At 61.5% G+C, this 21,471-nt stretch carries 15 protein-coding genes; 12 read left to right on the forward strand and 3 right to left on the reverse strand.

Annotated elements, in window-relative coordinates; all coding sequences use genetic code 11:
• Positions 1-741: a carbohydrate ABC transporter permease gene (locus tag HZC36_09145; GenBank protein MBI5707139.1), complete on the forward strand. Its 741-nt coding sequence runs from the start codon at positions 1-3 to the stop codon at positions 739-741.
• Position 742: 1 nt separating this feature from the next.
• Here the strand turns inward: HZC36_09145 and HZC36_09150 are convergent, their stop codons facing one another.
• Positions 743-1,603, reverse strand: coding sequence for a hypothetical protein (locus tag HZC36_09150; protein ID MBI5707140.1), 861 nt, complete (start codon positions 1,601-1,603; stop codon positions 743-745).
• Positions 1,604-1,736: 133 nt separating this feature from the next.
• Complete coding sequence (locus HZC36_09155; protein ID MBI5707141.1) at positions 1,737-2,729, reverse strand: cellulase family glycosylhydrolase; 993 nt, start codon at positions 2,727-2,729, stop codon at positions 1,737-1,739.
• A 66-nt stretch (positions 2,730-2,795) separates the two neighbouring features.
• Between HZC36_09155 and lipA the strand changes: the two genes are divergently transcribed.
• The 10 genes from lipA to HZC36_09205 all read left to right on the forward strand — a co-directional run bounded on the left by lipA (position 2,796) and on the right by HZC36_09205 (position 18,466).
• Entirely contained in the window at positions 2,796-3,686 is an 891-nt protein-coding gene (lipA, locus tag HZC36_09160; protein ID MBI5707142.1) for a lipoyl synthase, read from the forward strand.
• Between the two features lie 288 nt (positions 3,687-3,974).
• Positions 3,975-8,579, forward strand: a complete 4,605-nt coding sequence (locus HZC36_09165) for a translocation/assembly module TamB domain-containing protein (protein ID MBI5707143.1) — start codon at positions 3,975-3,977, stop codon at positions 8,577-8,579.
• A 229-nt stretch (positions 8,580-8,808) separates the two neighbouring features.
• Positions 8,809-10,623, forward strand: coding sequence for a BamA/TamA family outer membrane protein (locus tag HZC36_09170; protein ID MBI5707144.1), 1,815 nt, complete (start codon positions 8,809-8,811; stop codon positions 10,621-10,623).
• 39 nt (positions 10,624-10,662) lie between these two features.
• A complete protein-coding gene (locus tag HZC36_09175) occupies positions 10,663-11,298 on the forward strand; it encodes an OmpH family outer membrane protein (protein MBI5707145.1) in 636 nt (211 codons plus the stop codon).
• A gap of 9 nt (positions 11,299-11,307) precedes the next feature.
• Complete coding sequence (locus HZC36_09180; GenBank protein ID MBI5707146.1) at positions 11,308-12,318, forward strand: hypothetical protein; 1,011 nt, start codon at positions 11,308-11,310, stop codon at positions 12,316-12,318.
• Entirely contained in the window at positions 12,288-13,331 is a 1,044-nt protein-coding gene (lpxD, locus tag HZC36_09185; GenBank protein ID MBI5707147.1) for a UDP-3-O-(3-hydroxymyristoyl)glucosamine N-acyltransferase, read from the forward strand. Before HZC36_09180 ends, lpxD begins: the two co-directional genes overlap by 31 nt.
• 20 nt (positions 13,332-13,351) lie before the next feature.
• Entirely contained in the window at positions 13,352-14,167 is an 816-nt protein-coding gene (locus HZC36_09190; protein MBI5707148.1) for a UDP-3-O-acyl-N-acetylglucosamine deacetylase, read from the forward strand.
• 309 nt (positions 14,168-14,476) lie between these two features.
• On the forward strand, positions 14,477-16,027 hold the full coding sequence (locus tag HZC36_09195; protein MBI5707149.1) for a hypothetical protein: 1,551 nt from the start codon (positions 14,477-14,479) through the stop codon (positions 16,025-16,027).
• Positions 16,028-16,164: 137 nt separating this feature from the next.
• Entirely contained in the window at positions 16,165-17,802 is a 1,638-nt protein-coding gene (locus HZC36_09200; protein MBI5707150.1) for a DUF2961 domain-containing protein, read from the forward strand.
• A 22-nt stretch (positions 17,803-17,824) separates the two neighbouring features.
• Complete coding sequence (locus HZC36_09205; GenBank protein MBI5707151.1) at positions 17,825-18,466, forward strand: cold shock and DUF1294 domain-containing protein; 642 nt, start codon at positions 17,825-17,827, stop codon at positions 18,464-18,466.
• Positions 18,467-18,549: 83 nt separating this feature from the next.
• On the opposite strand, the gene HZC36_09210 is transcribed toward HZC36_09205, so the two are convergent.
• Positions 18,550-19,425, reverse strand: coding sequence for an FAD-dependent thymidylate synthase (locus HZC36_09210; GenBank protein MBI5707152.1), 876 nt, complete (start codon positions 19,423-19,425; stop codon positions 18,550-18,552).
• 200 nt (positions 19,426-19,625) lie between these two features.
• Between HZC36_09210 and HZC36_09215 the strand changes: the two genes are divergently transcribed.
• On the forward strand, positions 19,626-21,362 hold the full coding sequence (locus HZC36_09215; GenBank protein MBI5707153.1) for an NAD-dependent malic enzyme: 1,737 nt from the start codon (positions 19,626-19,628) through the stop codon (positions 21,360-21,362).
• Positions 21,363-21,471: the final 109 nt, after the last annotated feature.

The following is a 21,471-nucleotide window of genomic DNA, read 5'->3' on the forward strand; positions in this document are numbered from 1 at the left end:
ATGGCCCTCAAGACGGAGCACGAGATCGCGACCACCTCGGCGTGGGCGTGGCCCCAAGACCTGACCTGGGCCAATTTCACTACCGTTCTGACCAACCCCAACGTCAGCTTCCAGCTCTTCTTCAAAAACACTTTTGTCATCGCTCTGCTCTCGACGACGGGCGTGCTCGTGTCCTCGGCCTTGGTAGCATACGGCTTCGCCAGGCTCCGCTTTCGTGGCAGAGACCGCCTCTTCTTGCTCCTGCTCAGCACGATGATGCTGCCCGCCGTTGTGACCATGATTCCAACCTATGTGCTGTACAAATATCTCTATTGGATCGACACGTTCTATCCGCTCTGGGTGCCGGCCTGGTTTGGTGGTGGCGCGTTCAACATCTTCCTGCTCCGCCAATTCTTCATGAGTATTCCGCGTGAACTGGACGAGGCCGCGCTGCTCGACGGCGCCTCCCATTCGGTGATCCTCTGGCGCATCATCCTGCCGCTTTCGGGGCCCGCGCTGGCGACCGTGGGCCTCTTTGCCTTCATCTATTCCTGGAAGGACTTTATGGGGCCGCTTCTCTACCTGAACTCGCCCGAGAAGCAGACGCTGGAGCTAGGGTTGCAGACCTATCGCTCGCTCAACAACGAGCAGTGGCACCTCCTGATGGCGGGTTCCGTACTCGTGATGCTTCCTCTCATCGTTCTGTTTATCTTTGGACAAAGGTGGTTTATTAAGGGCATCATGATGACCGGCGGCAAGTAGCCTATTTCACCAACAGATCCAGCTCCTGACGCACCTGCTCGCGCGAGCCCACCAGCACATGGTGCCGATAGGTGTAACTCGCCCCAGGCTTGGGGTTCCGCACCCGAAACACGCAGTTCCATTTAACAACCTTCTCGGCGACAAACCGCCACCGGCCGTAGCCCTTGGCCGCCGGTTCAGGAGAGAAGATCCCCATCGCATAGGCGCCATCAGGAGTGGAGAGCACCACCGGATCGGCCTGCTCGCCGGGACCATCGCTCAGAGGCTCGAGGGTCCGCTTGACAGGATCGAACCGTAAGAACGCGCTGAAATCTGGGTGCATATAGCCCGTAAGCGATTCAAAAACCGCTTGGCCGTGTTCTTCGTCGGCGGGCAGGGTGAACGCCACGTCGTAGGCGATTCGATGGGGTCTGCCTTGCGCCCCGATCGTCACGCGCTTTTCAAGGATATGGTTCGAGAGAACCGTCGTGTTCTTCGCGGGATTGCCCTCGGAAAGCTCGCCGGGCGCCAGCCAAAAGGCCATCTGTGACCTCGTCAAGAGCCTGTTGCCTCTTGCAGAGAGGGAGAGCAGCTTGCTGGAGCTCTTGTCGCCGGTCCCGTCGCGCCGCGATCCCGCCTCGGTGGGGTTATAGGTTTCGCCCGTGATGGGCGTCCCACAGTCGAAGTTGCTCGCGGACTGAAGCTGCCTGCCATGGTCATAAGAATCCAGAAACTCCTTTCCCCGCCATGTCAGGGAGTGGATGGCCCCGGCACATCGGTTGGTGGTCGTAACCACGATCTCCGAGTCTTCGGTCTTGCCGCGGATCGTCGCGTTGCCATCGACGGTCTGAAGCGATGCCAAGAGCAGAGCCAGCGGAAGCATGATGGCCCGATGGTACCGCCGACAATGCCCGAGATCACCTCGCCCCTTGAGGGAGAGTTCGGTGAGCGAAGCGACCCGGGTGGAGGGGTACTTCGCGAGCCAAACCATGAAGCGAATGGCTCTGCGAAGACCTCTATCGCCTCGCGCCAAGCATCAACTCAAACAGCCGCCGATCCACCTGGTAGCCGCTGATCTCCTCGAAGACGGCGCCGGGCCGATGGTGGCCGATGATGCCAAAAGACCCCTCAAATCCCCACATCGCGAACCCCCAGCCGAACTCGCGCCAAACCGCGAAGAGGTCCTCGAACCACCGGTTCGCGACGTCGCCGGGCGTTCGGTCGTAACAGCCGAACTCGCCCATGTGTACCTTGACGCCCTTGGCCTCGACCTCCCGCCAAGGCTCATAGAACGCTCTGAGGGCGTCCCGATTCCAGGTCACGCCGTCCCATTCGCACCCTGGATAGGTCGGCTCGGGCAAGCCCACACTGCCGTCCCACCACTCGGCCATGTAGTGGCTGACGGTCATCGGTTGATACCCCCGGCCGCTGTGAATGACACCCAAGTCGGCCAGTTCCGGCATGGCCAGGTGCCCTCCGGCCAGACCGTCGATGACGACCTCCCGCTGGGGATCGATCGCGCGGATGGCGGCCACCGTTCGCCGGATCACCCGCTGATGATCGTCGCGCGTGAAGCCTCTCTGGCCGATCGACGGTGGCTCGTTCACGAGGTCGAAACTCAGAAAGTCGCTAGATATCCCTAGGTATCGCTTGGCGAATGTCGCCCAGAGAAACACGAAGGCGTCCTCGGCCTCTTTGTCCGCCCAAAGGTTGTGGCGTTCCAGGTCCCATCCGTTGATGCAGTAACCTGGCGCGCGATGGATATTGAGGCTCATGTGGATGCCTCGGATTCGACAAGCCGCTAGGTACCCATCTAAATATTCAAAGACCGACTCGTCGGGGTGGAAGTAGTCGAATTCCTTGGTCCAGAAGCGGTAGTCGGTCGGTATCCTAGCGAAATTGAAACCGTATTTGCTCAGGAAGTCGAGCGCTCTTTCGTCGACGGGTTGCGGGGACTGCAAATGCCCCTTCGAAAACATCCACTGAAAGTTGAAGCCATAGCGCGGCATGGTTGGGCTCTCCGGGCATCAAGTTACCCTGGGAGCCCAGCGGCCAACCTGCCATAATGAGGGCCTATGGTCCAGCGTCTGCCCGAGTGGCTGACCATTCGCATGCCCCGCCCGGACACGATCGAAGAGGTCAGGGACATGATGCGCGTGAAGAAGCTCCACACGGTGTGTGAGAGCGCCCGCTGCCCCAATCTCCCCGAGTGCTGGTCCAAGAAGACCGCCACGTTCATGATCCTGGGCAACACCTGCACGCGCTCCTGCGGCTTTTGCGCGATCAACGTTGGCCGGGGCGAGGACGTGGACCCGTTCGAGCCGGCGAACGTGGGCAAGGTCGCCAGGGATCTCGGCCTCAAGCACGTGGTCGTCACGAGTGTGGCCCGCGACGACCTGAAGGATGAGGGCGCTGAGCAGTTCGCGCGGACCATCCGGGCCCTGCATCACTCGATCCCCAATGCGATCGTCGAAGTGCTCACACCCGATTTCAAGGCCAAGGAAGAGCTGATCCGGGTCGTCACCGACGCGCGCCCTGAAATCTACAACCACAACGTCGAAACGGTGTCGCGCCTGCAGAAGATCGTCCGCCCCCAGGCTCGCTACGAGCGCTCGCTGAAGGTGCTGGAAACGGCCAAGCGGCTCGATTCGAGGATCTACACCAAGTCGGGGATCATGCTCGGCCTCGGTGAAACCCACGATGAGGTGGTTCAGACGCTCCGCGACCTCCGGTCTTCGGGCGTGGATGCGGTCACCATTGGCCAATATCTGCGGCCCACGATGAAGCATCTGCCGGTGCACACCTTTGTGACCCCGGAGCAATTCAAGGAGTACGAAGCCATCGGCCAGGAGCTCGGCTTTGCCTTTGTCGCCAGCGCCCCCTTCGTTCGAAGCTCCTACAACGCCATCGAATTCAGCAAGAAGGTGATGGCCGAGCGCCTGGCGCTCGTGGGTGCTGGAGCTTAAACGCCATCCCACAAACCTGTAAGGCGGGTATTGGAGGGACAGAGGAACGAAGGGAGGCGGAACCGTAGCCGCAGATCTTTGGCCTGCGTCCGGGCATCTATGAGAAAGCTTGTAGTCCAGCCTCTCTCCCCTTTGTGCAGCAATATTGTGGAAAGCCAGGCTGCCACGCGTGGCAGCTTGGAACGTCGTTATCCTTGAACGGTAGGATGGAAGACTCGGAGGAACCCTTAGCGTTCCTCCGTCTGAGGTAACCGAATTCGAGTCCTGACCCGGCTGCTGAAACTGTTCGTGTTCTGGACGCCTTTGGCGTTGCTCGCCGCGCTGTCCACGAGCTACCTCCGGGCCTGCCTCGACTACGTCTCGGCCCCCGGCGTCCCTTTGGAAATGGAGCTCGCGACCCGCGGCGGCGGGATCGTCCTCACGGCGGAGAGCTATGCCCTCGACGCGATGTCAGGGGTGCTAACGGCCCGAAACATAGAGATTCGAGAACCACAGGGCAAACTGCTCGCCCGGGCCTCGAATCTCCTGGTTTCTTATCCCTGGCAAGAAGCCCAACCGGTGGTCAGCGTTCGCGTTAAGGACACGCGGCTTGCGGTCGAAAGGGATGCCGCCGGCAAGTTGAAGTTCGAAGAGTATCTCCCTGAGAAGTCCGATGAGGCCGGGACGATCCCGTATTCGGTCCGCATCGAATCGGGCCTGCTGGACATCGAGGACCACAAGGGCGGACCCGTCTGGAAAAAGGCTGCATCCGTCCCCACCTTGCTCATCGAGGGCGTGGGCGACCACTTGATCGTGTCGGGGAGACTTGCCGGAGTTTCCGAGAGCGGTTCGCTTTCCTTCACCGTTCGGTCCAGCCCGGAAAAGGGATTCAGCGGCGAGTTCGACCTCAAGGACTTCGAAGCTGCGGAGATCGTCCGACGGATACAGCAATCCGACCCGGAAGTCTGGCCCCAAGCCCTCGTTGGCGCCAACGCCAGAAAGCTCACCCTCTCCGGCAAGTTGGTTTTGGATAAACGAACGGCTGGTGCGGCGCGTCTGGCAGGTCGGGTCGAGGTCCTCGCCGAGGGGCTGGTCTGGAAGGAGTGGAAAGTCGACGGCGCAGAGTTCTCAGGGTCGGTCACCGAATCCCTCGCCCAAGGCGACTGGGCGGCCCATTCAGGACGGCTCACGGCCTTGGCCTCCGGCAGCTTGGCGTGGAGTCCAGAGCCGGTGTTTGAGGCGGAGCTGTCGGCCATCTGTCCTTCCCCTCAAGATCTTCCTCCAGCCTGGCGTAGGAAGCTTCCAAAGGGCCTCAACTGGAGAAACTCGGCGATCGAGGGCCGATTGGTGTTTGGGCCATCGGCGTGGCCCGAGTTTCTCGGTAAGGTCTCCGGCGAAAGCGCCAGTTGGAACGACGAGAAGCTCGGATCGCCAAGGGCCGAGCTGGCCGTCGCCAAGGATGGAGTCAGGGTGGCCAACGCCAGCGCCAACTGGCGCGGCAACCCGATCGTCGGGAATTTCGACCTGGCTTCGGCGGATGGCTCACTGCATGGTTTTATGGAATCCTCCACGATCAAACTCGAGTCGATCCGCTCGCTGCTTGGCGTCGAGGGTCTTTCGGGCGTCGCGCATGTGGCCGCCGAATTGGGGGGCTTTGCCAAAGCGCCGACGGCCCTGTTCCGCGCGAAAGCCAACGCGAAGCTCAAGTCCAGGCAGGGCCGCAGCTTCTCCCTTACCGATCTTCTGGCGCATGGCGCCTGGCGAGCGGGAGCTCTACGCGTCGAGCAGGCCACCGGTCTTTTCGAGGGCGGAAGAGTCTCGGCTTCCGGCTCCATCGCCCTCAAAAACCTGGCGGCCAACATGTCGCTGGACCTTAGGTCGGCGGACCTGAACCGGATCTTCCCCGACGTCTACGGCGACGCCTGGGCGAACCTGCGCATCACGGGGCCGCTCGGCAACCCGCAAGCCGTCGGAAAGGTGGAGGTGTTCGGCCTGAATGTCCAGGACCAGGAGATTCCCTTTGCATCTGCGAACATCGGTCTGAACCGGAGGGCGTTCGAGGCTCAGGACATCTGGGCAGCCCAATCTGCCGCCCGGCTCCAAGGAAGCGCCCGTTGGGACCTCACTACCGACGCCCTTTCCGGCCAAGTCACCGCGGAGGGCATCGAGCTTGCCTCTCTTCTTGGGGAGGGATTTGCCGGACTGGTGGGCGCCACCAGCCTTGTCTTGGGCGGGACTTTCAGCGAGCCCGAGGCTGAATATTCAGTCGCTGCTCAAGACCTGGTGGGCTTCGGAGTCCGCGTGGACCGAGCTGAAGCCAAGGGCCGAGTGACCTCCGATAAGATTGAGTTCAAGGACCTAATCCTAAGCGTAGCGAAGGGCTCGCTGCATGCTTCGGGCGATTACAGCTTTTCCGACGGCGCCGGCAGCGTGACGGCCGAGGCAACGGCCATCGAGCTCCTGAAGGCGCTGCCTTCGCTGCCGGGGAGAACGGTCGTGGACGGGCTGGTCTCCGGGACGGCAAAGGCGCGGTTCACGAACGGCAAGGTTGCAGCGCTGGACTCAAAAGGGACCGTGGAAGACCTCAAAGTGAACCCGACGCTGTTGGGTTCCGGATCGTGGAGCGCCTCCCTCGCTGACGGCCTGTGGACGGGCCAGGCCGACATAGGCCAAATCGAGCGCTATCTGCAGCTTTCCAATCTGCAGTTGACCTCCAACCAAGAGCTTTCGGGCCAATTGGTGGCCTATGGCATGCCGCTCAAAGATCTGTTTGGAGCGGTCCGGCCCTACCTCGCGGCCGGGGAGGCGGGGCAAAAGCCCCCCTGGATCGAGCTGTCGCCGGAGGCCCTGCGGCAGCTCGACAGCCTGAGCGGCAGCATCGATGCGGCCGTCTCCTTGTCGGGTAAGGCAGAGGAATTGTCCGTTGGATTGGACTCCCTTGAAATGCGGGACCTGAAGGCCGGAGACGTCGAAGCAGGCGCGATATCGGCCGTAGCGTCGCGCAGCAAGGGCGTATGGGATATCGGCAAGTTCCAGTGGCGGAATGGGCCGACAAGCCTCGACATCAAGGGGACGCTCGACGAGCAGGGGGACGTTAGCCTTGAGGGCAACCTGAACAACCTGGAGACGGAATGGGTTTCCAAGCTCATCCCTGGGGCGTCGGTGCTTCAGGGCGAGGTGGGAAACCTGACCTTCCTGGTTTCCGGACCGACGCAGGACCCCGTCGTCGAGGCCTCGGGAGCCGCGACGTTCTTTAAGCCAAAGTCGGCGTTGGTGGCGGCCGTCGACGTCGGCGCGGTGAAGACGGTCGACGCGCCGGCCGAATCGGGCGTCAAGAGCGATAAAGACACGTCACTCAGCTTGAATATATACAATATCAGGGTTACGAGCACCGGCGCCAAAGCGACTGGAAGCTACAACTACCTGGGCTTCAAGGGCGACGTCAGGGGGAGTGTTCCGTTGCGGCAGGGGTTCGCGATCGCCGAACTCGATCCGCTTTCTGTCGTAGTGGACATCCCGGAACGTGAGCTCACCGACCTCAAGGTCTTTCTACCCTCGATGGACGTTGCGCGCACGAAAGGGAAGGTTGGCGGGAGGCTTGCGGTTGGCGGGACCTGGTCGCGCCCCGAGCTCGATGGCTTTGTCATAGCCCACAACTCAAGTCTGGCGCTGCTGGGTATCCAGACATCGCTGAAAGAGGCCGACTTCACCGCTACGATTGGCAACGAAGGTGTGGGGTTTGGCGTGAAGGCGCAGAGCTCTCTGGCCGGCGCGCTTGAGGGCCAGCTCAGGCTCGCCATCGAAGACCTCGCCTCGGACATTCAGCGCTTTCTCCAGTTCGCAAGCGGACGCGCCGAGCTTCCGGATAGCGCTATTTCCGGTGGGCTGAAGTTCGACCGATTTGAGTTTGAAGAGGATCGAGGGCAGCAAGGTGGACGGATCAAAGGCGGTCTTTCTGGCGAGATTCTGCTGGGAGGCGTCCTGCCCCAGCCCACGCTCTTCACCAACAAGCCGTTGGTTCTGGCGGGTGTGGACGCGCGCGCGCCGGCGGAGTTTCAGCAGGCCGCCATGTCCAAGGTCGGCCTGATCAATCCACAGTTCGCGATCAGTCTCGACGTCGGATCGGCTGAAGAGCCGGCCAAGGTCGCGGCCTCCAACGGGCAATTCGAAGTGCAGGGCCAGTCTCGTCTGCAGGGTTCGCTGGACGCGCCCACCCTCACCGCGAACCTACAGGTGCAGCGGGGATCCCTGAAGCTCCCGGCGGGCCGAATCGCGCTGGAATCGGGCGGCATGGCGAGGTTCCTTTATACGGCAACGCAGTCCGGCTCGAGCGAAGCCTGCCTCGACATCGACTTGAAGGGCCAGACGAGCATCACGGCGCTCTCACCCAGCGGAATCGTGGAGCGCTACGCCGTCAACCTCAATCTCGCCGGGAACCTCCTTCAGGAAGGGGACCTCAGGGTCACCGCGCAGTCCGACCCGCCGGGCCTAAGCCAGGACCACATCCTCTCGCTGCTCGGACAGGGAGGCGTGCTCGAATCCCTGAACGTGAAGGGCTCATCGAGCGACATGCAGCGGCGATTGCGCTCGGCACTGACTGGCATTGCGTTCCCCATGCTCATCGATCCGTTCACCGAGCAGATTTCTCGCGAGCTTGGCCTCGACTACCTGAACCTTGAATACAACGCCTACGAGGGGGCCGTGCTGACCGCAGGCAAGACCTTTGGCAAGGGGCTGGCTGTCCAGTACCGACGGCAGGTTTCGGAGCGGCCGGGAGAGCCGCTGCGCTACGATTTTAGGTTCACTTATCGCCCCTTCAAGCGCGGAAGGCTCCTGAGCGGCATCTATTTCAGCGTCGGCGCAGACCAGATCCGCCCCTGGAAGATCACTTTGGAATACGGCACTCGGTACTGACAAAGGCGCCGGGGCCACGGGCGTAACGCCCCGCCACAGAAGGAGTCAGATAGTGGAAGGCGTGCGCCGAGGGCGCTCTGCAAACGGCGATGTGTACAAAGTCGGGCGCGAAGTGAATCCTTGATTGCGTACACTCGGCAGGGAATGTATTTGGCGCCGTCGAACGATACTCCGTTTGGCGCTTGCCGCCCCCTCGGCGGCTCAAACAAGGGACTGGTAGCGAATTAGGATGATGGGAAAACGGATGTTCAAGGGTGTTGCAGCCCTCTTGCTTTGGATGGCGCTCTTTTCCGTGGCAGTAGGCCAAAGCGCCGGCACGATCAAATCGGTCGACGTCAAAGGTCTGGCGAACATCGGCAGAACCGTCATCGACGCCACAATGCGCACACGGGTTGGCCAGCCTTACCTGAAGACGCTGATCGACGACGACAAGAAGGCGATCATGGACCTGGGTTACTTCCAGGCCGTGGACGTTCGCGCCCAGGAGACCGAGGCCCAGTCCTGGGCAGTCACCGTCGAGGTCGTCGAATTCCCCAAGATCAAAGAGGTTCGCATCGTCGGCAACACGGTCATCCCGACGAAGGCGATCCTCGACGTGCTCAAGAGCGCGCCCAGCGTCCCGATTGCCCCCGACAACGTGTTCTGCCTGCGGTCGCAAAAGCCGTCTTCCGACGCGATCGAGAAGCTCTACAGCGAAAAAGGGTTTTTCGCGCGGGTCAGCGAATTCGGCCCGCTGACCGACGCCCCAGAAGTTGTGAGCCTGACGATTCTTGAGCTCACGGTCAACTCCATCAAGGTCCAGGGCGCGACGCGAACTCGGCAGTCGGTCCTCGACAAGATCATCAAGACCCGCTCCGGGCAGCCGTTCAACGCCGACCGCTGGCGAAAGGACAACGTCGCCCTGCTCAATACGCGCTGGTTCGACAAGGTCGAGCCGGTTGCTCGGGAAACCGACGACGTCTCGCGAGTGGACTTGATCATCGACGTGACCGAGGCCAGAACGGGCCTTTTCAACATCGGTTTCCAAATGGACCCGCGTAGCTCCTTTGCCGGAATGGTCCGGTTCTCCGACACCAATTTTCGCGGCAGCGGCCAGAACTACGGTCTCGATTTCATCCAGGGCACGCAGGGCGGCGGCGCGAGCATCGACCTCAACTACGGCAACCCGTATGTGGACGACAAAGGCACCGGCATCAATTACAACCTCTACAGCCGAAACGTGTATCGCTTCAGCAACACCTTTGGAGGCTCAAACCAGTCACCGACCGACGCGCGCTACTTCGAGCGCCATACCGGTGGATCGGTGGCCCTGACCAGACAGCTCAAGGAGGACTCCAAGTTCCTCTCGACGGGCTTGCGATACGAGCAGATCAAAACCACAAACCTGGACACAACGAACACAACCGGCTTCATCCAGCAGGACGGCGATCTTGCCTCGATTTCGGCCGCGTATGTGGTGAATCGCCGCGATCTCGATATCGACCCTTCGCGAGGCGACTGGCTCCGCATGCAGATCGAGCCGGGCTGGAGCAGGATCACGAAGGTCGGCGGCGATACGAACGATCCCAGCTTGATCGGCAACCACTTCTTCGTTCGCGGCGACGTCGAGTACCGGAAGTACTGGTCGCCCCAGCCGCCCCGCGAGAAGCTGGATGACCCGCGACGCGTATTTGCTTTTCGCGCTCATGTGGGAACCGTCGGCGGAACCGTTCCATTCTTCGAGCAGTTCTTCGCCGGTGGCGCCAACACGATCCGTGGCTATCCCGAGGACCGCTTCTGGGGCAAGAACATGGCCATCCTGAACCTGGAATACCGCCATCCGATCCAGAAGTCGTTCAACATGATCGCCTTCGTCGACTATGGCGGCGCTTGGGGCGGCTTCGGAACGGTCAACAACTACACGCAGTCGAAGAGGGCCGAATTCAAGCTGGGCTACGGCCTGGGTTTCAGCTTCCGTACTCCTCTCGGGCCGATCCGCCTCGACTTTGGCTTCAATCAGGACGGCGGCAGCCGGACACACTTCATGATCGGCACTTCGTTCTGATCGCACGGGCATTCGAGAATCACTACTATGAGTATCAATATGAATAGCAAGCTAAATACATTGGGTTGGGTTGTTGCCGCAGGATTGGGCGGCATCCTTCTGGGCGGCGGCTTCCAGAACGCCGACCTGAAGATCGGCGTGGTCGACGTGAAGGCCGTTGTCGAGAAGAGCGACTACTTTGTCAACAACCAGAAGACCCTGGAGACGATGAAGGCCAACCGCGAGGGCTTGCTGGACTTCCTGTTTCAGTTCAAGGTCGCCACTCCCGACCAGATGAAGCGCCTAAAGGAACTGGCTACAAAGGACACATTGACCGCACAAGAGAAGCAGGAAATGGAGAGCCTCAAGAACTCAATCAAGGATACGGACAAAGACAAGCAGGCGATCATACAAAAAGCAAGCCCCACTGCCGAAGAGACCGCGCGGCTGAAGGGCTTTCAGGAGCGCGGCCGCGAGATCGACCAGGCTCTCGTCCAGATGCGCGACGAGTTCGAGGGTGATCTCCAGAGGAAATTCGCCGACGTCCAGAACACCGCCATCGAGCGCGCGAGGACGTCGATCAACGAAGTGGGCAAGCAGGGCGGCTATAACATCCTGTTCCGGACCGACATCGCGCCCTATGGGGCAAACGACGTGTCAGACGCCGCGCTCAAGTCCATGAACGCCAAGAAGTAGCCTCAATGGATGCGAACACATAGCCTGGCTTGGGTGGCGGCAGTTCTGGCGCTGGCGGGTTGCCAGTCCGCGCCCAAGGTGGTGAAGGTCGACCTGGCGCAGGTGGCGGAGCCCGGGCTTGAGGCGGCGCCAAGCAAGACCCCGAACCGGGTCCTGAACTCAGTGGAAGCGCCCCAGAGCGATAGGCTATTTGAACTCAAAGAGCCAGAAGCCGCGCGGGGCGACGGCAGACGGGCACAGCGCGCCCAGCAGACGCTCGACCGCGGCCGAAACGCCGCCATGCGCGCTCTGAGGGAGAAGCTGTACCGATCCTACGCCAAGGAGGCGGAGGCTTGGAGGCTGGAGCAAGTACCGGCGCAAGAAGCGTTTGCTCGTTTGCAGTGGGACCGCGTCGAGGAGGCTTCAAGCCGGCTCCTCCAGCAATCGGCGCCCGACCAGGGAGTGCGCCTGGCAGAACTCTCCTTTCTTGTCGGCTTTCCTGCGCCAGCCACCTCTGGCGCCAAAACCTCAACGAGCGCAGCCCCTTGGCAGGTCCGGCGCTGGGAGCGTGCCCAAGAGCTGCTTACCGAGATCCAGAAGATGGAAAACGACCGGATCGAACGCCGTAACGGTTTGCTGACTGAGGCCCAGGATGCTATCCTGGCTTCCCGCGCCAAGGTCCAGTTGGAATATGCCAACAGGCTTGATCGAGCGCTCGAAATGGCGAATGAGGAGGCCGAGCAGAGCGCTCGCGCGTCGAGAGGCGAGTTCCGCTCGGACCTCGCCTCGATGCCCGAGCCACCAACCATCCAATTGCCCGCAACACCCGTGGGGAGCCGCTCGATCGCGGGTTCGGCGGGCCGAGAGATTGCTTCTGCTCAAGGGGCAAAGGTAGGGCCGAAACCCTTTTCTCGCGCCCGGCACGACCTTGAGATATGGCTGGCGCTAAAAGGGTACCGTTTGGCAACGGCGTCTGAACCTGCACGGGACGCCACTCAGGAGTTCATCGCATGGAGACGCACCCACCTCCCTGGACGTTAGGCGAGATCGCCGAGTGGCTCGGAGGTGGTCTGGAGGGGCCAGCGGACCACCGTGTCGAGCGTCTCGTGCCGGCGGGAGACGACGACCCGAGCGGCTTGGCGTTCTGCGAGAGCCCCAAGTACCTTGAGAAGATCGAAGGTTCGAACGTCGGCGCAGTGCTGCTGGGGCGCGACATGGAGAGCTCGAAACCACGGGTTCGCGTCGAGTCGCCGCGTCTGGCGTTCTACACCTTGCTGGTGGCCTCTCAGCGCTCCCTCACCTTGCCGCCCGGCGCCCACCCAACCGCCGTCATCGACGCGAGCGCCAAGGTGGACCCAACCGCCCAGATCGGACCCTTCTGCGTCATTGGCCCGGATACCGAGATCGGGGCTGGGGCCAAGCTCCACGCCTTCTGCTATGTCGGGGATCGGTGCCACATTGGCGAGGGGTGTGAGCTCTTCCCCGGGGTCGTGCTCTATCGCGACGTGTCGCTTGGCAGCGGCACGATGGTCCACGGCGGAGCGATCCTTGGAGCCGACGGTTTTGGATACGAATGGGACGGTAAGCAGCGGGTGAAGATCCCGCAGGTCGGAGCAGTCGAAATCGGTTCGAACGCGGAGATCGGCGCCAATACGACGGTGGATCGCGCGACCGTCGGAGAGACCTTCATAGGAGACGGCACCAAGATCGACAACCTGGTTCAGGTGGCTCACAACGTGCGCATCGGCGAGCATGGAGTGATCGCCGGCCTAACGGGAATCGCAGGCAGCACAAAGCTAGGCAACCGAATCGTTGTTGGCGGCGGAGTGGGCTTCAGGGACCATGTGAACGTCACCGACGACGTCGCCCTTGGCGGGCGCTCGGCGGTGGCAGCAGACATCGCAGAACCTGGAGAGTACTTTGGGGTGCCGGCAATGCCCAAGCGCGAAGCGGTCAAGAGCATGCTGCTAATACCTAGGCTCCCTGATCTCTACAATCGCATTAAGCAGCTCGAAACCCGCATTGCGGAGCTTGAAAAGGACTGTTCCGAGTAGAATCGGGGCCGGCCAAGCCCATGATCTTCCCTCGCCAGACCGTTCGCGATACCCTGTCCTTCAGGGGTCTTGGTCTACATTCCGGAGTGCCCACCGAGGTCCAAATCCACCCGGGAAGCGACGGCATTCGGTTTCGCCTTAGGGACGAGGTCGTGCCGGCTTCCGCGACTGCTGTCGTAAGGACGGAGCGATGCACCCAGCTCGGGCCGATCTCGACGGTCGAGCACGTCATGGCGGCGCTCGCCGGCATGGAAGTCTCGGACGCCGAAATCGAACTGACGGCGCCCGAACTTCCCGCGCTCGATGGCAGCGCGCTGCCCTATGTGCAGGCGATCTCCAGGTCAGGCGTCGAGGTCGTCGGGCAGTTGGAAGTGACTGGCCTGTTCGCCCGGCTCTTTGTCAAGGACGGCGACGCCAAGGTGGCGGTGAGCGCGGGCGAAGGACACTGGCATTATCGGTTGGTGTGCCCGGGCAGGTGGCCGGAGCTTCAAGAATTTGCTGGAGTCTTGAATCCGGAGTTCTTTTCCGAAGGGGTTGCGCCTGCGCGGACTTGGGGGTTTGAAGAGGAAGTCGAACAGGTGCTGGCGCGCGGGCTCGCCAAGGGCCTCGACTGGAACTCGGCGCTGGTCCTAGGGAAAGAGGGCTACAAGAACCAAGCCAGATTCCCGGATGAACCCGTCCGCCACAAGTTGCTCGACCTTTGCGGCGACCTCGCCCTCTCGGGTGTGCCGCTTCGCGCGCTCAATGTGGCGGGCACTCGCAGCGGGCACAAGCTGAACGTGCGAGCCTCCAAACTCCTCGCGGAAATGGTGACGGTCGAGCGAGTTAGCGTCTAGACAAAAAAATAACCCGAGCAGAAGAGAAGGAGGAGAGTCTGCTCGGGCAAGTTGGTGTTCTTTGCTTGGTTCGCTTTGCTTGGCTCGCTCAAAACGGCGGCCTTCGCTTGCTTCTGTATCTATATCCGCAGCAAGCACCTGTTTTGTGACAGCTTTTTTCACATTTTTCTTGAGGAGGGGAACATTTGAACCTGCGACCAAGTCTCGAGCGGCCATGAAAAGTGGAAAAGTCGGCCCTGCAGTCGGCACCAACGGGGGATCTGCCGGGACAAAGGAACAAACCCAGAGCTTCGCCGGTACTAACCGAAGATGCTCTCTTCTGTCGCCGCTGCCCTCTTCCTGAGTTCCCAGGACCTTAAGATCGATCCCCTGCTGATCCGGCAAGTCGATGCCATCTACAAAGTGATCGGCAATTCCAAGAACCCGGTGTGGCCCGGTTGGGATGCGTCTCAGACGCCGATCCTCATCTACTTTCCGGGGCGGCAGGACGTCTTGATCCATCACCCCAAACCGCCAGAGGGCTTCAAGCGCTATTCCGGGCCGGTCACCAGCGCCATCGGCCCGATCTGGGTCAGAGATGGGGCCACGCAGATTGAATGGGATGGCCAGAACACTTCCATGGACGTGAATGGCGTCCAGACCCTGGTCGTTGCCGACACGCTCTCGTCGAGGCGGCAGTGGATCGAGAGCTTGTTCGGCGCAAACCCCAAGCCCGATCAGGTGTCCAAAGCGATCACCGACGGCCTCTTCGGCGATCCTTACGGAGCGATGCTCATGTTCGCTCATGAGGCCTTCCACGTTTACCAACGCCAAAAGAGCACGGGCAAGGAGGGGCACGAACTGACTTTGGGCCAGTACCCGGCGCTGTCGGTGGAAAACAACGTTGGGATGGCGATGGAGGCCGACTGCCTGGCCGAAGCGCTGCAAGCGCAGTCGAAGGCGGCCGTCCGATCCGCGGCCATTCGGTGGCTTGTGGCAAGAAACGACCGCCGAGCGCAACTATCATCCGCATGCAAAGCCTATGAAGACGGCACCGAGTTCAATGAGGGTCTCGCCAAGTTCGTCGAGTACAAGCTCCTTCAGGTGCTGGAAGGCGCCGAACCGCCGAAAGACCTCTGGCTCATCCAAGGCTTTAGAGGCTACAAGGATCTCTCAGCCCCTCGTAATGGCCTGATAAACCAGATGAAGGGCTTTATGAGTGGCGCCTTCAACATCAATAACGATCCCTATGGCGCTTCTCCGGTTCGCTTCCGGCTCTACTATTCGGGTATGGGAGTGGCGGCGCTTCTCGATCGCCTGGGAGCCACCTGGCAGGATCGCATCCTCCAGCCCGGGACCAGCTTGACGAGCCTTGCTGCGGAAGCCATCGGCGCAACCCCTGCCGAGATGGACTCGGCGCGAGCCTCCCTGCGAGGCAGCTCACGATATGCCGAACTGGCCAAGGAGAAGGCGGCGCTCAGAAAGGCAGGAGAGGAGCACGTCGCCAAGGTGCTCGCCGAATTCGACGCCGCGCCTTCTGTTCTCATCATCGACTTCTCGGCTCTATCGGGAGTCGAGCCATCCTTCTCTTTCACACCCTTTGGGATCTTGTCGGTGGACGATGACCGGATGATCTTCCGAATGCTGCCGCTTCGCGGCTCCATTGGGAAACTCAAGGTTTCCGAGTCCGAGGCGAAACCCGTTCTTTACGACCGATCACGTCGAAGAGTCACCTTTCAGCTCAAGGCGCCACCAGATACCCTGCCCGAGGGCGACTCCGTGAACCTCGAGACGCTCGACCTCCCGGGTGTCAGCCTCAAGAAGGTCAAGGGCCACTTCCAGATGGTCGGAAAGCGGATCGAACTGACATTGACGAACTGAGGCGCCCTCACCGCCTCTCCCCTCGTGGGAGAGGTCGGTGAACAAAGTGAACCGGGTGAGGGGTGCCTCGGAACCCCATCCGGGCGAGCATGAGCGCCCCCTCACATCAGCAGAGCGGCCTGTGCCAACATCCGGGCATGAGCGGCTACCCCCTGATGCCGGGCCCGATGGGCTCTTTGGCCACGCCCCAATCCGGGCGCAGCATGCGCGCCACGTCCACGTTCCGCGAGGGCAAAGACGGCAACTACGACCCCACCGCGCCACCCAAGAGCGACCTTGAAGAAAAGAGCAACCGCGACAACTTCCGGGTTCAGCCTGGCCAAACCCACGTGTTGATGGACGTCGAGGGTCCGGGCGTCATCACGCACATGTGGATCACCTTCCTCGGCCCTGAGCCGCACCCGTGGGCCAGAGACGGCTCCGCGAACCATCAGGAGCTGCTTCTCAGAATCTTCTGGGACGGCAACGAGCGCCCCGCCGTCGAGGCGCCCCTGGGCGACTTCTTTGCGGGGTGCTTCGGCAAGCGCAGCGAGGTGGTCAGCACCGCCGTCATCGTTGAGGGAGGCGACAGCTACAACTGCTTCTGGCACATGCCCTTCCACAAGTCGGCGCGTGTCGAAATCGTGAACCAGAGCGAGAAGCCCCTCAGCCTGCTCTACTACAACATCGACTGGATCAAGAAGGACAGCCTGCCCGAGGACACGCCCTACTTCTATGCTCAGTACAACCAGATGTACCCCCTGGAGACCGGCAAGCCCTACACGATCCTTGAGACCCAGGGCAAAGGACACTATGTGGGAACGGTCTTCTGTGTGCGCACCCGCAGCCCCTACTGGTTTGGCGAGGGCGACGAAATGGTCACGATCGACGGCGAAGCGATCCCCTCGGTCTGGGGCACCGGTACCGAGGACTACTTCCTCTGTGCATGGGGCCTGGAGAAGACGCTCACACCGTATTTCGGTGTGCCCTATTTCGACCAATGGGGCATCGTCGGCGGCCACACCAGCGCGTACCGGTGGCACATCAACGACCCGTTCGTGTTTCGCGAGTCGATCAAGGTGCAGTTCGAGACCTTCGGCTGGATGTCGGCGGACGAGAACCCGGAATACCGCGCGATGAGCTGGAATCCGCGTGAGGACGACTATGCGAGCGTGGCGTTTTGGTACCAGACGGGCACGCCCACCTTCTCAGCCCGGGCGCCCCACGCCAAGGAGCGGGCGCTGCCAAGCATCGACCGGGTGACGGTCTATCCCTCAGAGCTCGACTACGGCCAAAAGCCCGTGAGCGAGGAGCTGATCCGCCTGGAATACGACGGGCGCAAAGAGGGCGAATCGGAAGAGAAAGAGGTGCTTCGCTACCCCGAGCACTTCGGCCATCATGTGCTGTTCGTCCCGGCGCACACGGAGATCGAGGGCTTCATCGAGGTTCCGATCACCGTCGAGAAGCGCGAGCCGCTGCGGCTGCTGATCAACATGGCCAAGGGGCCAAACCTGGGCGCCTACGAGGTGTCTTTGGATGGCGTGAAGCTCGGGGAGCGCATGGACTTCTATGCGCCGGAGGTCGAGGCGCGCGAGTACCATTTCCTGGACTTCTGGCCGGAGCCCGGGACCTACACGCTGCGGCTGGAGTGCGTGGGTAAGAACCACCTGTCCAGCGGGTTTGGGTTAATGATCGAGTCGGTGCGGCTGCGCGAGCGCCGCCCGCGGGTGGTCCAAATGGCGCACGACAAAGACAAGGATTGGCGCACAGAGCCGCTTTATTACGCAGGGACTTGACGCCCGCCTTCTGCCAACCAATATGCCCACGCCGAACCAACGTAGGGGCCTCATCGCTACCTGGGAAGATGAGAAAGGCTACGGTTTTATTGAACCGGCAGGCGGTGGTGAAAGGCTGTTCGTCCACATCAAGGCTTTCGGCAGGCTGCAATCACGTCCCACAAAGGGCGATACGGTCCTCTTCGTCTTGGGACGTGACGCGAAAGGACGGCCGCGTGCCGAGAGCGCAGAGATCGTCGGTCCTGCAGCTGCTCGAAAGTCCGCCCACCCCAGGGTCGTGCCCGCGCTATGGCCAACCGGCGCCTATTTCGGGTTGACGTTCCTTGGATCGTTCGTGGGCTCACTGCCCATCGCCGTTCCCCTTGTAACCCTCATGCTCAGCTTCATGACCTACCTGGTCTATGGGCTCGACAAGCGAAAAGCGGAAGACGCCGCCTGGAGGGTGCCTGAAAGCACGTTGCACCTACTCGCCCTGCTCGGAGGCTGGCCGGGAGCATTTGCTGCGCAACGGCTGCTAAGGCACAAATCTCGAAAGACCGGCTTCTTAGCCATGTTCTGGTTCACGGTGGCCCTGAATCTCTTGTTGCTGGTGTGCCTGTTCACGCCTCTTGGCGAAAGGGCGCTTCAAACCCTCTTTAGTCTGTCAGGCAGAGCGCCGCAATAGGGCTTGCGGACACGGCCGGAGCGCCCAGGGACGAAAGCAAATCCCTTGGCCCGGTCGCGTCCGCTCACAGGGCCAAGACTCGACTACGAATTCAGCGTCGGCTCCTCCACCGGCTCGGGCGCTTGGAACGAGGCCATCTTTCCCAGCTTGGAGTCGAACTCGGCCAGGGCGCGGCCCTCAAGAGCCGTCTCTTTGCCCTCGAGGCGACGCATGAGGTCCAGGCACTCCGAACGCGAAAAACGCACGGAGCACTTCAAATGCTCCTCGAACGCCTCATAGGCAAGCGGCGCGACAGCCTTGGCGCATTGCGCCAGCGCGTCGGCGAACACGCGGATTTCATACTGCGCGTGGGCATCGGCGCGAAGGTGGATGAAGTGGAACAGGTTGTGAAGGTCGATCTGCCAATACCACTCGGTGTACAGCGAAAGGGGCAGGTTCATCCGTGCCAACTCGCGAGCCACGCCTTTTTCGACCAAGCCGTCATAGCGCCGATAGGCGTCCTTCTGCTCCTGCTCGAGCTCAGCGATGAGTTTCATGGCTTCATCGAAAGGGATCGCCTCATCCGATCGGCCCTGCTTGTTGTTCGCTGATTGGTACCGGATTTGCTCGGGGTTGGGCAGATAAAACTCGTCCTTCATCACCGAGTAGCGTCCTGAAATCTCGTTCAGCCGCGCCGTTCGGTGGCGCACCCATTGCCGCGCAACAAAGATCGGCATCTTGCAGTGGAACGTGAGGATCACCTGTTCGAACGGAGAGGTGTGCAGGTGCTTCATCAGGTAATGAATGAGCCCGCGATCTTGGCGAAAACTCTTCGTGCCGGACCCGTAGCTCACTCGCGCGGCCTGCACGATCCGGTCGTCGCTCCCGAGGTAATCGACAAGGCGGACGAAACCGTGATCGAGGACTTTGATCTCCTGATCGAGCAGGGCTTCGGCTTCAGGAACGACGGAGTGGGCCATGGCAGATTCTGGCACCTGCCGTCGCCATTTGCTCGGACCGGAGCAAGCTCGAGGCCGCAGGGGTAAGCGAAAGGACACCCCAACGCGGTACGCTCAACTCAAGCATCAGGCTTAGGGTCGCGGCGGGCTATCAAACCGCTTGAAGGGACCCTCTGCGTTCCCTTCGCGCACGCCGTATCCCAGAGGCCAGGGAGCTCACCATGCTCGACTTCACGCTTCGCAAGGAAGACTCCGGCGAATCCACCGTGGCCACCGACCTTGCCGGGTCCTTCCTCCTCGACACCCCCATCTTCAACAAGGGCACGGCCTTTACCACCGCCGAGCGGACCGAACTGGGCCTGAACGGGCTCCTTCCGCCCTACGCCACCGACATTCACGAGCAGCTCGAGAGGACCTACCACGAGTTCAGCTTCAAGCCGACGGACATGGAGAAGCACATCTATCTGCGCGCGCTCCAAGACCGCAACGAGGTCCTGTTCTATCGGCTGCTCCTTTCGCACCTCGAAGAGATGATGCCCCTGGTGTACACGCCCGTTGTCGGATGGGCCTGCCGGCATTTCAGCCACATCTACCGTCGCCCACGGGGGCTCTTCATCAGCTATCCCCAGAAAGACGAGATTGAGTTGATCCTCGAAAATCGGGCGTTCAAGCACGTGGACGTTATCGTCGTCACCGATGGCGAGCGCATCCTGGGCTTGGGCGACCAGGGCGTCGGCGGCATGGGCATTCCCGTTGGCAAGCTGTCGCTCTATTCCCTTTGTGCGGGCATTCACCCGGCGCGCACGCTGCCGATTGTGCTGGACACGGGCACCGACAACGAAGAGCGCCTGGCCGACCCACACTATCTGGGTTGGCGACATGGCCGCGTGCGAGGGCAGGCCTATCTGGACTTCATCGACCGGTTTGTTGAGGCTGTCAAGAAGAAGCTTCCCGATGTGCTTCTGCAGTGGGAGGACTTCTCGCGCGATAACGCCTCGCTGCTGCTGGGCAAGTATCGCGACGAGCTTTGCACCTTCAACGACGACATCCAGGGCACGGCCTCCGTCACCACGGCGGCGTTGCTCTCGGCCATGCGGATCACGCGCAAACGGACCGAAGAGCAGAAGGTCGTGCTGCTCGGCGCCGGGTCGGCGGCGGTGGGCATCGCCAACCAGTTGGCCGATTCCTTGGTGGACCAGGGCATGAGCGAAGAAGATGCGGCCGCCAAGTTCTGGATCCTCAACTCTAAGGGCCTGATCCACGACGGCCTTTCGGGCATCTTGCCGTTCCAGACCCGGTTTGCCCGCAAGAAGGCCGAAGTCGAGGGTTGGGCGGCTCAGGAGGGCTACATCAAGCTCGACGAAGTGGTCAAGCGCGTTCATCCGAGCGTGCTCATTGGCGTTTCCGGCAAGGCCGGGATGTTCAGGGAAGCGATCGTGAAGGAAATGGCCAAGGGCTGTGACAGGCCGATCATCCTTCCACTTTCGAACCCGACCTCTCAAGCCGAGGCGACCCCCGCCGACATCCAGCTTTGGACCGACGGTAAGGCGATTGTCGCCACCGGCAGCCCGTTTGCACCGGTTGAGTACAAGGGCGTAAGGCACATGGTCAGCCAGTGCAACAACAGCTACGTATTTCCGGGAGTGGGCCTTGGCGTCATTGCGACCAAAGCCAAAAGGGTCACGCGGCAGATGTTCCGTGCGGCCTCAAAGGAGCTGGCGCACATCGCCGAGGAAGCTCCTGGAGCGCCGGTGCTGCCGCCGATGGGCCAAATCCGGAAGGTTTCGCGGCGCATCGCGCACGCGGTGGGGGAGATGGCAATGGAGCAGGGCCTGACCAAGGTGGCGTCGATCTCGGAGCTCAGCGAGCGGATCGACGATACGATGTGGCTTCCGGATTACCCTCAGATCGTTCGCCACGATGTGCGCGAGCCAGTCGGCGCGGGAAGAAGGCGCTAGCCCCTGAAGAGTTGAACCTCCTCTTCGGCCGTGGGAGAGGGCCAAGAACGCGATGCGCGAATGGCGAAGAGCGATGGATGCCATTTGTGCCACCTCGCCCCCTGGGGAG

It is taken from the genome of Armatimonadota bacterium (genome assembly GCA_016223145.1).
GTDB lineage: Bacteria > Armatimonadota > Fimbriimonadia > Fimbriimonadales > Fimbriimonadaceae > Nitrosymbiomonas.

What these genes read in the sequence shown, in the direction of transcription:
- HZC36_09175 (MBI5707145.1), top strand. Translation starts at nt 10,663, where the DNA reads ATGAATAGCAAGCTAAATACATTGGGTTGGGTTGTTGCCGCAGGATTG.
- HZC36_09150 (MBI5707140.1), bottom strand. Translation starts at nt 1,603, where the DNA reads ATGCTTCCGCTGGCTCTGCTCTTGGCATCGCTTCAGACCGTCGATGGC.
- HZC36_09215 (MBI5707153.1), top strand. Translation starts at nt 19,626, where the DNA reads ATGCTCGACTTCACGCTTCGCAAGGAAGACTCCGGCGAATCCACCGTG.
- HZC36_09145 (MBI5707139.1), top strand. Translation starts at nt 1, where the DNA reads ATGGCCCTCAAGACGGAGCACGAGATCGCGACCACCTCGGCGTGGGCG.
- HZC36_09180 (MBI5707146.1), top strand. Translation starts at nt 11,308, where the DNA reads ATGCGAACACATAGCCTGGCTTGGGTGGCGGCAGTTCTGGCGCTGGCG.
- HZC36_09210 (MBI5707152.1), bottom strand. Translation starts at nt 19,425, where the DNA reads ATGGCCCACTCCGTCGTTCCTGAAGCCGAAGCCCTGCTCGATCAGGAG.
- HZC36_09200 (MBI5707150.1), top strand. Translation starts at nt 16,165, where the DNA reads ATGAGCGGCTACCCCCTGATGCCGGGCCCGATGGGCTCTTTGGCCACG.
- lpxD (MBI5707147.1), top strand. Translation starts at nt 12,288, where the DNA reads ATGGAGACGCACCCACCTCCCTGGACGTTAGGCGAGATCGCCGAGTGG.
- HZC36_09155 (MBI5707141.1), bottom strand. Translation starts at nt 2,729, where the DNA reads ATGCCGCGCTATGGCTTCAACTTTCAGTGGATGTTTTCGAAGGGGCAT.
- HZC36_09170 (MBI5707144.1), top strand. Translation starts at nt 8,809, where the DNA reads ATGATGGGAAAACGGATGTTCAAGGGTGTTGCAGCCCTCTTGCTTTGG.
- HZC36_09205 (MBI5707151.1), top strand. Translation starts at nt 17,825, where the DNA reads ATGCCCACGCCGAACCAACGTAGGGGCCTCATCGCTACCTGGGAAGAT.
- HZC36_09190 (MBI5707148.1), top strand. Translation starts at nt 13,352, where the DNA reads ATGATCTTCCCTCGCCAGACCGTTCGCGATACCCTGTCCTTCAGGGGT.
- lipA (MBI5707142.1), top strand. Translation starts at nt 2,796, where the DNA reads ATGGTCCAGCGTCTGCCCGAGTGGCTGACCATTCGCATGCCCCGCCCG.
- HZC36_09195 (MBI5707149.1), top strand. Translation starts at nt 14,477, where the DNA reads ATGCTCTCTTCTGTCGCCGCTGCCCTCTTCCTGAGTTCCCAGGACCTT.